Origin of the sequence: Cumulibacter manganitolerans, from assembly GCF_009602465.1 — a bacterium.
In the GTDB taxonomy this organism is placed as follows: domain Bacteria; phylum Actinomycetota; class Actinomycetes; order Mycobacteriales; family Antricoccaceae; genus Cumulibacter; species Cumulibacter manganitolerans.
On record NZ_WBKP01000073.1, the window covers coordinates 1 to 14142 of the forward strand.

Annotated in this window: 13 protein-coding genes; 9 read left to right on the forward strand and 4 right to left on the reverse strand. The window is 73.6% G+C overall.

Features of this window, described 5'->3' with window-relative positions; genetic code table 11:
• Positions 1–1666, reverse strand: a 1666-nt coding sequence (locus F8A92_RS16950; RefSeq protein ID WP_228389532.1) for a chromosome segregation SMC family protein, incomplete at its 3' end; no start/stop codon positions are given.
• A gap of 66 nt (positions 1667–1732) precedes the next feature.
• On the opposite strand from F8A92_RS16950, the gene F8A92_RS16955 reads away from it, so the two are divergent.
• Positions 1733–2188, forward strand: a complete 456-nt coding sequence (locus F8A92_RS16955; RefSeq protein WP_194291559.1) for a fluoride efflux transporter FluC — start codon at positions 1733–1735, stop codon at positions 2186–2188.
• Positions 2185–2562, forward strand: coding sequence for a fluoride efflux transporter FluC (locus F8A92_RS16960; protein WP_153506366.1), 378 nt, complete (start codon positions 2185–2187; stop codon positions 2560–2562). The genes F8A92_RS16955 and F8A92_RS16960 overlap by 4 nt, the downstream gene beginning before the upstream one ends.
• 29 nt (positions 2563–2591) lie before the next feature.
• On the opposite strand, the gene F8A92_RS16965 is transcribed toward F8A92_RS16960, so the two are convergent.
• Positions 2592–4136 (reverse strand): uracil-xanthine permease family protein, encoded by a 1545-nt coding sequence (locus tag F8A92_RS16965; RefSeq protein ID WP_153506367.1) that lies wholly within the window; start codon positions 4134–4136, stop codon positions 2592–2594.
• 218 nt (positions 4137–4354) lie between these two features.
• Positions 4355–5338 (reverse strand): carbamate kinase, encoded by a 984-nt coding sequence (locus F8A92_RS16970; protein ID WP_153506368.1) that lies wholly within the window; start codon positions 5336–5338, stop codon positions 4355–4357.
• 123 nt (positions 5339–5461) lie between these two features.
• Between F8A92_RS16970 and F8A92_RS16975 the strand changes: the two genes are divergently transcribed.
• From F8A92_RS16975 to F8A92_RS16985, 3 genes are read left to right on the forward strand one after another with little or no spacing between them, the layout of a single operon-like run.
• Positions 5462–6172: an ABC transporter ATP-binding protein gene (locus F8A92_RS16975; RefSeq protein ID WP_228389533.1), complete on the forward strand. Its 711-nt coding sequence runs from the start codon at positions 5462–5464 to the stop codon at positions 6170–6172.
• Positions 6169–6909, forward strand: a complete 741-nt coding sequence (locus tag F8A92_RS16980; protein WP_153506369.1) for an ABC transporter permease — start codon at positions 6169–6171, stop codon at positions 6907–6909. Before F8A92_RS16975 ends, F8A92_RS16980 begins: the two co-directional genes overlap by 4 nt.
• Positions 6910–6940: 31 nt before the next feature.
• Positions 6941–7366 carry a VOC family protein gene (locus F8A92_RS16985; RefSeq protein ID WP_194291560.1) on the forward strand — a complete coding sequence of 142 codons (426 nt, stop codon included), beginning with the start codon at positions 6941–6943 and terminating at the stop codon, positions 7364–7366.
• 376 nt (positions 7367–7742) lie between these two features.
• On the opposite strand, the gene lysX is transcribed toward F8A92_RS16985, so the two are convergent.
• Positions 7743–11084, reverse strand: coding sequence for a bifunctional lysylphosphatidylglycerol synthetase/lysine--tRNA ligase LysX (gene lysX / locus F8A92_RS16990; protein WP_153506370.1), 3342 nt, complete (start codon positions 11082–11084; stop codon positions 7743–7745).
• A gap of 189 nt (positions 11085–11273) precedes the next feature.
• Between lysX and F8A92_RS16995 the strand changes: the two genes are divergently transcribed.
• The 4 genes from F8A92_RS16995 to F8A92_RS17010 form a co-directional block, all read left to right on the forward strand.
• Positions 11274–11903: a dihydrofolate reductase family protein gene (locus tag F8A92_RS16995; protein ID WP_153506371.1), complete on the forward strand. Its 630-nt coding sequence runs from the start codon at positions 11274–11276 to the stop codon at positions 11901–11903.
• A gap of 249 nt (positions 11904–12152) precedes the next feature.
• Positions 12153–12989 (forward strand): AfsR/SARP family transcriptional regulator, encoded by an 837-nt coding sequence (locus F8A92_RS17000; protein ID WP_153506372.1) that lies wholly within the window; start codon positions 12153–12155, stop codon positions 12987–12989.
• Positions 12990–13035: 46 nt separating this feature from the next.
• Positions 13036–13269: a hypothetical protein gene (locus F8A92_RS17005; RefSeq protein WP_153506373.1), complete on the forward strand. Its 234-nt coding sequence runs from the start codon at positions 13036–13038 to the stop codon at positions 13267–13269.
• Positions 13266–14142: hypothetical protein (locus tag F8A92_RS17010; RefSeq protein WP_153506374.1), on the forward strand; the 877-nt coding region annotated here is incomplete at its 3' end. The genes F8A92_RS17005 and F8A92_RS17010, both read left to right, overlap by 4 nt.

The following is a 14142-nucleotide window of genomic DNA, read 5'->3' on the forward strand; positions in this document are numbered from 1 at the left end:
GGACGACGGCGGCGTCGGCGAGCGCGCCGAGGGCGGCCGCGACCGGCGCCTCGCTGCCGGGCGTGACGCGCAGCATCGTGGACAGCGACCCGACCACGCCGGGCAGCCGGTCCCCCGCCTCGAGCAGGCTCGCGGTGCCGTCCTTGCGGTTCAGCCCGACGGCGAGCGCGTCGCGGCGCACCTGCCAGCTCTTGGCCTCCTGCTGGGCCTCGCGCTGCGCGTCGCGCAGCTCGCGCGCCTGCGCCTGGGCGGCGGCGTGCTGCCGCTCGGCGGCCTCGTGCCGCTCGTCGAGGCCGTGCTCCCCCTCGTCCAGGTCGCCGATCGACTCCTGCAGGTGCGCCAGCTTGCCTTCGGCTTCGGCGGCGCGCGCGGTCGCCTCGGCGTGCGCGGCGCCGAGCCGGGCGATCTCCTCCTCGGCCGCGCCGGCGCGGGCCCGCAGGGTGTTGACCTGCCCGACCAGCCGAGCCAGGCCCTCGCGGCGGTCGGCGATGGCGCGCACCGCGGCGACGTGCCGGTCCTCGGCGGTCTTCAGCTCGGCCTCGGCGCCGCGCTTCTGCTCGCCGATCCCCTCCAGGCGCTCCCGGTCGGCCGCGAGGGCCGCCTTCATCTTCTCCAGCTCCTCGGCGAACACCGCGGCCTGCCGGTCGAGCTCCGCCGGGTCGCGGGAGCTCGCCGGGTCCTCCAGCGGCGCGCTGAGGTTACGGTGCCGCTCGGCGGCGAGCTGGATGGTGCCGCGCAGCCGCTCGGCGATGCCCGACAGCTGGAAGTGCGCGTCCTGCGCGGCGGCGAGGGCGGGGGCGTCCGCGGACAACGCCTCGTCGAGCTCGGCCTCTCGCCGGCCGCGCTCGGCGAGCTCCCGTTCCACCTCGGCGCGACGCTCGCGCATCGCGCTCTCGTCGGCGACCTCGCGCTCGACCGTGGACATCAGCGTGGCCAGGTCGTCGGCCAGCAGCCGCAGCCGCGAGTCGCGGACGTCGGCCTGGATCGCCTGGGCGCGCCGGGCGACGTCCGCCTGCCGGCCGAGCGGCTTGAGCTGGCGGCGCAGCTCGTCGGTGAGGTCGCTGACGCGCGTCAGGTTGGCCATCATCGCGTCGAGCTTGCGCAGCGCCTTCTCCTTGCGCTTGCGGTGCTTCAGGACGCCGGCGGCCTCCTCGATGAACCCGCGCCGGTCCTCCGGCCGGGCCTGCAGGACGCTGTCGAGCTGGCCCTGCCCCACGATCACGTGCATCTCGCGCCCGATGCCGGAGTCGCTCATCAGCTCGTGGATGTCGATCAAGCGGCAGCGATCGCCGTTGATCTCGTACTCGCTCTCACCGCTGCGGTACATGCGGCGGGTGACGGACACCTCGGTGTAGTCGATCGGCAGCGCGTTGTCCGAGTTGTCGATGGTCAGCGTGACCTCGGCGCGCCCGAGCGGGGCGCGGCCGGCGGTGCCGGCGAAGATGACGTCCTCCATCTTGCCGCCGCGGAGCGCCTTCGCACCCTGCTCGCCGAGTACCCACGCGATGGCGTCCACGACGTTCGACTTGCCCGACCCGTTGGGCCCGACCACGCAGGTGACGCCGGGCTCGAGGCGCAGGGTCGTCGCCGACGCGAAGGACTTGAAGCCCTTGATGGTCAGGCTCTTGAGGTGCACGGATTCACTCCAGCGGTCGTACGTCGGCAACCGCCCACGATACCGGCCGCACGCGGGGTTGCCGGGGAGATGACGGTCGGGTGCGAGAATCACCCGGTGCCGTACACCCGTCAGCCATCGGACCCGGACGCGCCGTCCGCGGTGCACGCGGCCCATCCGAGCGTCACGGACGTGGCGACCGTCTTCGCCGGCGGCGTCGCGGGGTGCGCCGTGCGCGCCGCCGTCGAGGTCGCGCTTCCTGCCGGCCGCGGCTTCCCCGTCGGGACGCTGATGGTGAACCTGCTCGGCGCGATGCTGCTCGGCGTCCTGCTCGAGGTGCTGCTCATCGCCGGCGACGACAGCGGCGTCCGACGCCGCCTGCGGCTGCTGCTCGGGACCGGCGGCCTGGGCGGGTTCACGACGTACAGCTCGTTCGCCGTGGAGACCGTGGATCTGCTGCGCGCCGGCAGCATCGGGACCGCCGTCGGGTACACGGCCGCCACCCTGTTCGGCGGCGTGCTGCTCGCCTGGAGCGGCATCTCCGCGGCGCAGCGGCTGCGCGGCGCGCGGTGAGCGCGCCGGTCTTCGTGCTGCTGAGCCTGGCCGGCGGGGTCGGAGCCGCGCTGCGCCTCGTCGTGGACTCGCTGATCAGGGCCGCGACCCGCACGCACTTCCCGGTCGCGACGGTGACCATCAACCTGGTCGGCTCGTTCCTGCTCGGCCTGCTCGCCGGCGCCGCGGCCGGGCACTCGATCGACGACTGGTACGCCGTCCTCGGCACCGGGCTGCTGGGCGGGTTCACGACGTTCAGCACCGCGTCGGTGGAGACGGTGCGGCTCGCGATCGGGGCGCCCCGGGGCCACGCCGCGCTCAACGTCTTCGGCACCCTCCTCGGCGCGTTCGCGCTCGCCTGGCTCGGGATCCTGCTGGGCAGCGCACGCGGCTGACCGCCCGCCCACCGCGGCTGACCGCGCGCCTACCGCTCGACGTCCCCGCCGCTCCGCGGGCCGGCCGACCGACGCGGACCCTGGGACCGGCTCTCCCACGGCGAGTGCTCGAGGCCGTCGGGGTCCCGCACGTCGCCGAGGGCCAGCACCGTGGTGTCGACCGTGTCGGCGTCCACGCCCGCGGCGAGGTCCCGCTTGAGCTCGCCAGGCGCGATCGCCCGCGCCAGGTGATACAGCACGATCACCACGATGGTGCCCAGCGCGATGCCGGTGATGCTGAAGCTCTCGGTGAGCCTCAGCTGCACGTTGCCGATGCCGATGATCAGGCCCGCGGCCAGCGGGACCAGGTTGATCGGATTGCCGAGGTCGACGTTGTTCTCCACCCAGATCTTCGCGCCCAGCAGGCCGATCATGCCGTAGAGCACCACGGTGATCCCGCCGAGCACGCCGCCGGGGATGGCGGCGATCAGCGCGCCGAACTTCGGCGAGAACCCCAGCAGGATGGCGAACCCTGCGGCGACCCAGTAGGCCGCGGTGGAGTAGACGCGGGTGGCGGCCATCACGCCGATGTTCTCGGCGTACGTGGTGGTCGGCGGCCCACCGGCGAACGCCGACACGGCGGTGCCGACGCCGTCGCCGATGAATCCCGCGCCCATCGAGGTGTCCAGGTTCTGGCCGGTCATCTCGGCGACGGCCTTCACGTGCCCGGCGTTCTCCGCGACCAGGGCGATCACGCCGGGGAGGACGACCAGGATCGCGGCGGCGGAGAAGATCGGCAGGTGCGGCCCGGCGAGCGTGCTGCCGTCGGGCTTGGTGATGGTCTGCGGCAGGCCGACCCAGTCGGCGGCCTTGACCGCGGCGAGGCTCAGGCGGTCGCTGCCGGAGGGCAGCGCCTCACCGGTCGCGCTCGCCCGACCGTAGTCCAGCCCGACGACGTCGAACAGCCAGGACAGCGCGGTGCCGAAGACCAGGCCCAGCAGGATCGCGATCCGCGAGACGAAGCCTCGGGAGGCGATCGCCATGACGGTCACGAACACCATGGTCGCCAGCGCCACCCACTGGTCCTGCGGCCAGTAGGTGCCCGCGACGACCGGCGCGAGGTTGAAGCCGATCAGCATGACGACCGCGCCCGTGACGGCCGGCGGCAGCACGCGCGAGACCACGGCACCGCCGACGGCATGCACGATCGCGCCGATGACCGCCAGCAGGACGCCGGCGATCAGCACGGCGCCGGTGAGCGTCGCGGCGTAGCTCTCCCCCGAGGACCTGGTCTGCGCCGCGATGGCTGCGGCGGCGGCCACGAAGGACGCCGAGGTGCCGAGGTAGGACGGGATCCGGCCGCGCGCGACCAGCAGGAAGATGATCGTGGCGACGCCGGACATCATGATGCCGAACTGCGGGTTCAGGCCCATGATCAGCGGGAAGACGAACGTCGCGCCGAACATGGCGAACACGTGCTGCAGCCCGAAGCCCACCGTGCGTCCCCAGGAGAGCCGCTCGTCGGGCTTGACCACCTCACCGGGCGGGATGTGCTTCCCGTCGCCCTTCTGGGTCCATCCGATACCTAGCGCCATGGCTCTCCCTCGTCGGCTGCGCGACCGTCGCACAGGACTCGTCCCGGGACGTCGGGCGACGCGCGCCGCACCTGCCGCCCGGACGGTCAGCCAAGTTTTCCAGGCGGCGCCTGCCGTGCGCGGTGAGGCGCGCCGATCCCCGCCCGCGCCTGCGATCGACGTGCCGGCCGCCGGCCGTGGGGCGGTGCCGCCGCAGGCTGACCGCGCCCGGACGCGGGCTACGCGGCCGGGCCCGCGGCGGTGATGACCGTGCCGACCTCGCCGACGGCGCGCCGCGCCGCCTCGGCGAGCAGGTCCACGCGGGTGATGATCGCCGCGCGTCCGCCGTTCTCGACGAAGCTGCGCGCGGCACCGACCTTCGGCCCCATGGACCCGGCCGCGAAGTGCCCCTGCGCCTCGAGCTCGCGGATCCTCCGCAGCCCCACGTGACCGATCCGTTCGGGATCCGGCCCGCCGTAGCCGATCATCGCGGCCTCGACGTCGGTGGCGAGGATCAGCGTGTCGGCCCCGACGACCGGCGCGAGGACGGCGGAGGCGAGATCCTTGTCGATGACCGCCTCGACATTCTCCAGACGCGCGCCCCGGCGTACGACGGGAATCCCGCCGCCGCCCGCGCACACCACGACGACGCCGGAGTCGGCCAGGGACCGGGCCGTCGGCGCCTCGAGGACCTCCAGTGGGCGCGGGCTCGCGACGACCCGCCGCCAGCCCCGGGCCCCGTAGTCCTTCCACGTCTGCCCGAGGCCGACGAAGCGCCGTGCCTCGGCGACCGGCCGGTACCGGCCGATCGGCTTCACCGGATCACCGAACGCCGGGTCTTCGGCGTCCACCAGCGTGCGGGTGATCAGCGAGACGACCGGACGCCGGCAGCCCCTGGCGGCGAGCTCGCCGTCCAGCGCGTTCATGAGGGTGAGTCCGATCGTCGCCTGGGTCTGCGCGTCGCACCACGCGAGGGAGGCCGGCGGCGCGATGGCGAGCGCGTACTCGTTCGTCGCCAGCAGGTTGCCGACCTGCGGGCCGTTGCCGTGGGTGATCACCACGTCGACCCCCTCCGCGACGAGGTCGGCGATGTGCGCGGCCGCCTGTCCCAGAGCCGCCGTCTGGTCGTCCTCGGTGGCGCTGCCGTCCGGGGCGCTCATCGCGTTGCCGCCCAGCGCGACCAGCACCCGGGAGACGCCGGGGGTGGGCGCTGCGGCGGTCATGCGGCGAGTCTATGGACCCGGTCACGTCGGGCGGACGGGACCCGCGGGTGGCGTCCGCGCGGATCGCCGCGCTTCGCGCCCCACGGGGTCTTCACACGCCCGCCCGGCATAGACTCGATCATCGTGGCGACAGCGGTGCGGATCAGTCGGGTAAGCAAGCGTTACGGCGACGTACGCGCCGTCGAGGGCATGACCTGGACGGCTCCCTCGGGCCGGATCACCGCCGTGCTGGGACCCAACGGCGCCGGGAAGACCACCACGATGGAGTGCCTGGAGGGCCTGATCGAGCCGACCTCGGGGGAGGTCGAGGTCCTGGGCCGCGACCCGTGGAACGCCGGTCCCGAGCACCGCGCCGAGGTGGGCGTGATGCTGCAGGACGGCGGCCTGCCCAACGGGACCACGCCGCTGCGGCTGCTGCGGCACCTCGCCTCCTTCTACGTGGCCCCGCTGCCGGTCGCCGACCTGGTGCGTGACCTCGGGATCGACGCCTTCGGAGGGACGACGATCCGCCGGCTGTCCGGTGGGCAGCGGCAGCGGGTGGCGCTGGCCGCCGCGTTGATCGGCGATCCGCAGGTGCTGTTCCTCGACGAGCCCACGGCGGGTCTCGACCCGCACGCGCGTCTCGACGTGTGGCAGCTCATCGCTGCCGCGCGCGAGCGGGGCAAGACGGTCGTCGTCACGACGCATTCCTTCGAGGAGGCCGAACGGCTCGCCGACCGGATCGTGATCATCCATCGCGGTGCGGTGGCCGCGGCCGGCACGGTCGACGAGATCCGGGGTGTGCGAAGCCTGGAAGACGTGTACTTCGAGCTGACCGCGAAGGCCGGCCGATGAGCGCCCCCGCGACGACCCGCGACCGGGTGGTGGCGCAGGCGCGGTTCGACACCGGCGTCCTGCTGCGCAACGGCGAGCAGCTGCTGGTGTCGATCATCCTGCCGGCCATGGCGCTCGTGGCGGCTGTGCTGCTGCCCTACCCGGCGTTGTCTGGACCGCGCATCGACGTCGTCGCACCCGGCGTCCTCGCGCTGGCCGTGCTGTCCACCTCGTTCACCGGCCAGGCGATCTCGACCGGGTTCGACCGGCGGTACGGCGTTCTGCGGCTGCTGGGCGTCACGCCGCTCGGCCGCGGCGGCCTGCTGGCCGGCAGGATCCTCGCCGTACTCGTCGTCGAGCTGGTGCAGTTCGTCGTGCTCGGCGCGGTGGCGCTCGCGATGGGGTGGCGCCCGCAACCGCTCGGCGTCCTCCTCGCCGTGGTGTTCTGGTTGCTCGGCACCGCGTGCTTCGTGTCGTTCGCGATGCTCTTCGCCGGCACGCTGCGCGCCGAGGCGGTCCTCGCGCTCGCCAACCTCGTCTGGGTGCTGATGCTCGGGCTGGGCACCGTTCTTCCGGCGGCCAGCTTCGGGGCTCCGTGGTCGACGGTGGTCTCTCTGCTGCCCTCCGGCGCGCTGGGCGACGGGTTCCGCGCTGCGCTCGGCGAGGGGGTCGTCGACTGGCGGGCGCTGCTGGTGCTGGCGGTGTGGACCGGACTGTTCGCCGGCCTCGCGCGGCGGCTGTTCCGCTGGTCGGACTGACCGGCACCGGCCGCGCTGGCACGATGGGGTGATGAGCATCCCGTCGTACGGGCGAGCCGCCCCTCCGTCGGCGCCGGCCATCCGCGCCACCTCCGTCACGGTGATGAGCCCGGCCCCTCGGCGGCTGGCGGCCTTCTACGCCGCGCTGCTGTCGGCGCCGGTGACGGCCGAGGAGCCGGCGCGACCCGGTGAGCCCGAGGATGCCGGCTGGGCGCAGGTGAGCGCGCGCGACCTCACGGTGAACTTCGAGTGGGAGCGGCACTGGCGGACACCGCGCTGGCCCGCGCAGGCCGGTGCCCAGACGAGCACCCAGCACCTGGATCTACGGGTCGACGATCTCGAGGCCGCCGCGCGCTGGGCAGTCGAGTGCGGCGCCGTCCGCGCAGCGCACCAGCCGCAGGACGACGTCGTCGTGCTGCTCGACCCGTCGGGGCACCCCTTCTGCCTGTTCCGCTAGGTTCGCGTGCGTGCCCGCGGGGAACGCGCAGGCCCTGCTCGACCCGCCCGAACCAGCGACCCGCGACGTCTCGACGTCGCTGCGCCTATCGGCTCCGCTCGCTCGACGACCGTGAGAGGGGGCGGACGACGGTGACGGGGCCTGCCTCCAACGGTCGTCGCGAGCTCCATGATTACCACGGTCGTCGAGCGAGGCGAGGAACGAGCCCGACGCCGAGACACCACACCCCACGGTCGTCGAGCGAGGGCGAGGAACGAGCCCGACGTCGAGACGCCGGAACCCGCCGTCGAACCGCTCCACCCACGCGTTCCCGCGGGAACGCACGCGCCGCACGCGGCACCGGCGAACCGGCGACCGGGCGGTGCCGGGTCGCGGGTCAGGTGCGGACGAACGGGAAGGCGAGGGTCGAGCGGATCGTGCCGTCGGTGAGCATCATCAGGATGCGATCGACGCCCAGGCCCAGCCCGCCGGTCGGCGGCATGCCGTACTCCAGCGCGGTGAGAAAGGCCTCGTCGAGCTCCATGGCCTCCAGGTCGCCGCCGGCGGCCTTCATGGACTGCGCGGTGAGCCGATCGCGCTGGTCGACCGGGTCGATGAGCTCGGAGTACGCCGTGCCGATCTCGGCGCCGAAGGCGACGAGGTCCCACCGCTCCGACAGCCGCGGGTCGGCCCGGTGGACGCGCGTCAGCGGCGAGGTCTCCACGGGGAAGTCCGTGTAGAACGTCGGCTCGATCGTCTGGCCCTCGACGAGCGCCTCGTACAGCTCGCTCACGAGCTCGCCGGCACTCCGGGCGTGCCCGACCGAGAGCCCGTGCGCCGCACAGATCTCCGCCAGCTCGCCGGCGCTCGTGGACGGCGTGATCTGGTGCCCGGTCGCCCGAGCGACCGCCGTGTGCACCGGCACCACCGGCCATTCGCCGTCCAGCCGGATCTCGTGGCGAGAGCCGTCGGGGTGACGCCGGACCGCGATGGGCTCCCCGTGCACCGCGACCGCCGCGGCGACGATGAGCCGCTGGGTGAGCGCCCGCATGATGGTGTAGTCGGCGTGCGCCTGGTAGGCCTCGAGCGACGTGAACTCGGGATTGTGGCTGGCGTCGGCACCTTCGTTGCGGAAGTTCCGGTTGAGCTCGAAGATCTTGCCCATTCCGCCGACGCACAGCCGCTTGAGGTACAGCTCGGGAGCGATCCGCAGGTACAGGTCCGCGTTGTAGGCGTTGATGTGGGTTCGGAAGGGGCGCGCGGTGGCTCCGCCGTGCACCGGCTGCAGCATCGGCGTCTCGACCTCGCAGAACCCGTCCCCGGCGAGCGTCGCGCGCATCGCGGCGACGGCGCGGCTGCGGGCCTGCAGCAGCCACATCGACTCCGGGTTCACGATCAGGTCGAGATAGCGCTGCCGGACGCGAGCCTCCGGATCGCTGAACCCGCTGTGCGGGTCCGGCAGCGGACGGAGGCACTTCGAGGCCATCTCCCAGGAGAGCACCCGCAGCGACAGCTCGCCGGACCGCGAGGTGACGATCTCGCCGCGGGCCGCGACCTGGTCGCCGATGTCGACCGCCTCCCGCCAGAGCCGGAATCCCTCGGACGCGGGGTCCAGCATCAGCTGCAGCCGCGCCCCGTCCTCCTCGACGGCGGCGAACACCAGCCCCCCGAAGTCGCGGATCGAGCGGACGCGACCGCCGACCGCGACCACGGACCCGGTCCGGTGGTCCGGCGGAAGATCGACGAACTGCGCACATACCTCGGGGATCGAGCGATCGCGCGAGACCGCCGCCGGGTACGGCGACATCCCGGCCGAGCGAAGACGATCTGCCTTGGTGCGCCGCACGCGCTGCTGCTGGCTCATCCGCCGCGTCGGCGGAGCCACCTGCAGCAACTCGTCGTCCTGGCGCCGTACGGCGTCGTCGAAGTCCATCGCGCGACCGCCGTACGACACCCGCGTCGGGCCGCGCCGCTGATCGGGCACCTTGCCCGCGGGCAGGAAGCCCTCGGCCATGCCGGCCGCGATCATCGCGCGGGCCGCCGACAGCCCCGAGTCGTAGCACATGTACCGCGGCAGCCATTCCGGCTGATACTTCGCATTCGAGCGGTACAGGGTCTCCAGCTGCCACACCTTCGACGCCGCGCTCAGCAGGGTGCTGGTCAGCCGGGTGATCGGGCCCGCGCCGACCCGGTCGGCCTCGCTGAAGGTGGAGCGGAACATCGCGAAGTTCAGCGACAGTCGCCGGATGCCCAGCCCGTGCCCCGCCTGCAGGACACCCGCGACCATGAACTCGTTGAGCCCGTTGACGGCGAGCCGGTCACGACGCATGAGGTCCAGCGAGATGCCGCGCATCCCCCACGGCACGAACGACAGCAGGCCGCGGACCTCGCCGTCCCGGTCGTGCGCCGTGACCATCAGGCAGCGTCCGTCGGCCGGATCGCCCAGCCGGCCGATCGCCATCGAGAACCCGCGCTCGGTCGCGCCGCCGCGCCACTTCTCGGCGAGCGCCTCGAGGTGCGCCATCTCACCGGCCGGGATCTCGTGGTGGCGGCGGATCTGCAAGGTGTACCCGGACCGCCGCACGCGGGTGACGGCCTGCCGCACCTGGCGCATGTTGCGACCCTCGAGCGCGAACTCGTCGACGTCGATGATCGCCTCGTCGCCCAGCTCGAGCGCCTTGAGGCCCGCCTGCACATAGGCGCGCGCGCCGTCCTCGCTGGCCGACAGCACGGCCGGGAACCAGCCGTTCGTGCGCGCGTCGCGGGTCCACGCGGCGATCGCCGCGGCCCACGACTCGCGGTCCCCCACCGGATCCGCGCTCGCCAGGCTGACCGAGGCCACCACCCGGTAGGTGACGGCGGCCTTGCCGTCCGGGGAGAACACCACCGACTTGTCCCGCCTGGTCGCGAAGTAGCCCAGCGAGTCGCCCTCGCCGTACTGCCCGACCAGCCCGCGTACCTTCAGCTCGTCGCTCGGCCCCATGAACTGGCGCGCCCGCGAGGTCCGCAGGAAGGTGCTCGCCGCCAGGAACAACGCACCGATCGAGAGCACGGCGCCGATCGTGGCCACCCAGTGGTGCCCGTGATGGGCCGGGTGCTCGGTGAGGAAGGTGAACGTGATGCCCAGCGCCCGCCAGATGGACCAGTCGAGCTTCTCTCCCCAGCCCTGGAGGGTGTCCGGGAACAACGCTGTGAGCCCGAAGGTGACCAGTACCGACGTGCCCAGCCCGCCGGCCAGCAGCCCGAGGGCCCCGGCCTGCGACCCGGGGGCCAGCCGCGCGATGAACGCGCGCCGCGCGGCCAGCAGCACGGCGAGCACCGCGACCACGCCGGCGAGCTCGACGACGTACCACCGGTTGACCCCGCCGCTCGCGGGCGCCTCGAGCACCTCGGTCCCGCTCGTCGTCCGCCAATAGTCGAAGAAGACCGTCGACAGCACGAGCATGACCAGCAGGTAGCCGATCACGAGCCAGTACGCCGCGGCGAGCCGCCGCCGCAGCGCACCCCCGATGAGGATGAGGACGGCGCCGACGAACAGGTTCGGCTGCGCGGGGACGGCGACGAAGTTGAAGATCTCGCCGACGGCCTGCACCCACCGCGCGCCGCGGAACACCACCTGCATCAGGCACCAGAAGCCGCCGAGCGTGACGATCGCCCCGAACCCCTCCGCGACGCCCTCCTGCCAGCTGTGCGGCTGCCGACCGACCTCGCTGGCGACTCCCTGGCTGCTGCTGCGCATCTGCACTCCCACACGACGCCCACGCTGGGCTTTCGTCCCCGACGCTAGCGTGCCCGGCGCCCGGCGGCATGGACCCCACAGGTCGATGCCAGGTGCTGCCGGACCGCCCGGTCGCTATACGACCGGGCGGTCCGGCAGTACCGTGACCGGCAGATGCGTCGCACACGCCGCGCGAGGGCAGGAGACGTCATGATCGACCCGACGGCGAGGCAGCAGGAGCTCACCTTCGACCTCATCCTGTCCCTCGACGGCTGCGCGGCCGGAGACGGATGGCCGGGCTGGTGGGGCCTGGAGAGCCCCGAGTACCTGGACTGGCTCGCGCGGCAGCCCGAGCAGCTGACGGTGATGGGGGCGACGACGTACCGCACCATGTCGGCGATGGCCGAGCAGGCCGCGTCGCTCGAGATCGCCGCGGCGGAGCGGGCCGGCTTCGCGCAGCTCACCCAGGCGGAGAAGGTGGTCTTCTCCGGCACGCTCGAGGAACCGTTGCGGTGGCCGAACACCCGGCTGATCAGCTCGGACGCCGTCGACGCGGTACGCGAGCTCAAGCGCACCTCCAGCAGGCCCCTGGGCACCCTCGGCAGCATCCGCCTCGGCCACTCCCTCATGCAGGCCGGGGTGGTCGACCGGTTCCGCATCGTGCTGTTCCCGGTGATCACCGGGCGCACCGGGCTCGAACGCGTCTGGGAGCGCTTCGGAGACTTCGCGCTGCAGCTCCTCGCCTCGCGGACCTTCGAGGGCGGCCTCCAGCTGCTGGAGTACCGGCCCACGCCGCTCGCCCAGCCGCCCGGGTCGGCCTGGCAGCGCGACTCGAAGTGACGCCCTCGGCCGCTCTGGCCGACCAGGGGTCCCCCGCCCCGTGCGCACGATGGCACGAAAGTCCCGAATCCGGCTGTGGCCCTTGGTGCCCGCCCGGTCCGCCGGTACCGTCCAGAGCATGTCCGGCGGTGCCGCCGTCTTGGGCATCCGCCCAGGTCAGCGGCACAAAAACCGGCGCGGATTGACGACCGGGTGACGCGCCGGTCACGACCGGATTGGGATCGTGGAGCAGCAGAACAGGGGGCGGCGATGGATGGATTCGGGGGCGCAGCCGCGGCGACGCTGAGCCGAAGTACGCCGGACGCGGCGGCGCACCGGCTGCGGGCGCCGGATGAGCCGGACGCCGATGCGTCGAGCGGGCCGGCGGCCGAGGAGCAGATCGCCGAGATCCGGCTGATCCCGCGGTTCCACGTGGCGTACGGCGGCCGCCCGGTGCCGCTGTGCACCAGGGCGGAGCGGGTGCTGGCGTTTCTCGCCCTGGAAGAGGGTGTCTCGCGCCGGTCGATCGTCGCCGGAGCCCTGTGGCCGGAATCGACGTCCGATCGCGCGCTGGCGAGCCTGCGCACCGCGCTGTGGAGCCTGTCGCACGCCGCGATCGCGCTGGTCGACATCACCCAGAACGCGCTGAGCCTGCGTGCGCAGGTACGTGTCGACCTGACCGAGGCGACATCGCTGGCCCGGCACGCCGTGGACGGCGCCGGCTGCCTGCGCGACATCCCGCACGCCGTCGCGCTGCTGCGTCGCGATCTGCTGGTCGACTGGGCCGAGGACTGGACGGTGATCCCGAAGGAGCAGTTCCGCCAGCTGCGCCTGCAGGCTCTGGAGTCCCTCGCCGACCGGCTGATCGCCGACGGCCGGCTGGCGCAGGCCGTGGTGACCGGACTCGACGTCGTCGGATCCGAGCCGCTGCGGGAATCGGCGCACCTGCTGCTGATGCGCGCCTACCTCGCGCAGGGCAACCGGAGCGCCGCTATCGCGCAGTACCGCAGCTGCGCCCGGTTGCTGCGCGACGAGCTCGGACTCGCGCCGTCGACCGCGATGGCCCGGCTGCTCGACGCCGCGCTCACCGACCCGACGCTGGACTGACGCTGCACTCACGGGCCGGTGACGCGTCCCGGACGACGATGACCGCATGCCTGAGCCACTGCCGCGCCCGGGGCCGCTCGCGCAGGACGGCGCGGTGTCCGTGCTGGCCGTCCGCACCATCGCGGACCCGGCCGGTGGCCCGACCAGGTACCGGCTCAACCAGACCGTCGACGTCCGGTCCGGCGCGCAGGAGTGCCGCACGGTCGTCGGCCCGGACGAGCTGCGGGCCGCGGCCGCCGGCTGGGTCGAGCGGGTGATCGAGAGGACGCCGCAGCCATGAGCGCGACGACCGAGCAGTCCCCCGCCGCGCTCGCCGAGGGCCCGGCGGCCATCCTCGACCTGCTCGGCCGGCTGCTCGACGACGCCGAGCACCGGCCCCATGCCGGTCCCGGACCACGGGGGCTCGGTGGCCGCGCGGTCGACCTGGAGCCGATCGCGCTCGCGCTGGCGCTCGGCTTCCTGCTCGATCCGGCGTACGGCGCGTGTGCCGCCCGGCTGCGCCCCGGTGCGCCCACGGCACACCCCACGGTCGGGCTCGCCGCGCTCCTCGCCGAGGCCGACCCGATCGACGCGTTCGGGCAGCTCGACCCGGGCGGTCCGCTGGTCGGGTCCGGGCTGGTCGACCTGCTCGACGACCCCGTCGGGCCGGTGGCGGACCAGGCGTTCACCCTGGGCCCGGCGGGCTACCTGCGCCTGCTCGGGCGCTACCGGCTGCACCCGCAGCTGACCGGGCTGGCGACCGTGGCCGCCCCCTCGAGCGGTCCGTCGCTCGACGCGCTGCCGCTCGAGGAGCACACCGCTCGGCGGCTGGACCTTCTCCGGGCACAGCTGCGCTCGGGGATCGCCCGCGTCCAGCTCGCCGGCGCGGACACCCGGCTCGCCCGCGAGGTGCGCGACAGTCTCGCGGCGGGCCGCGCGGTGATCGCCGTGGACGCCGACCGCCTCGAGGCTGGGCACGCCCACCTGCTGGCCCGCGACGCCCGGGCACTCGACGCGGTCCTGGCGCTGCAGTTCGACACCGAGCCGGGCGACGTCGCCGCGGATCTCGCCACGCGCGTCCCCCTCGCGATCGCGACCGTGCCGCGCGCGAGCGTCCGGCTGCTCGCCCGCGGGGTCCCCGACATCGCGCTGCCCCCGCCGTCGGCCGGGCTGC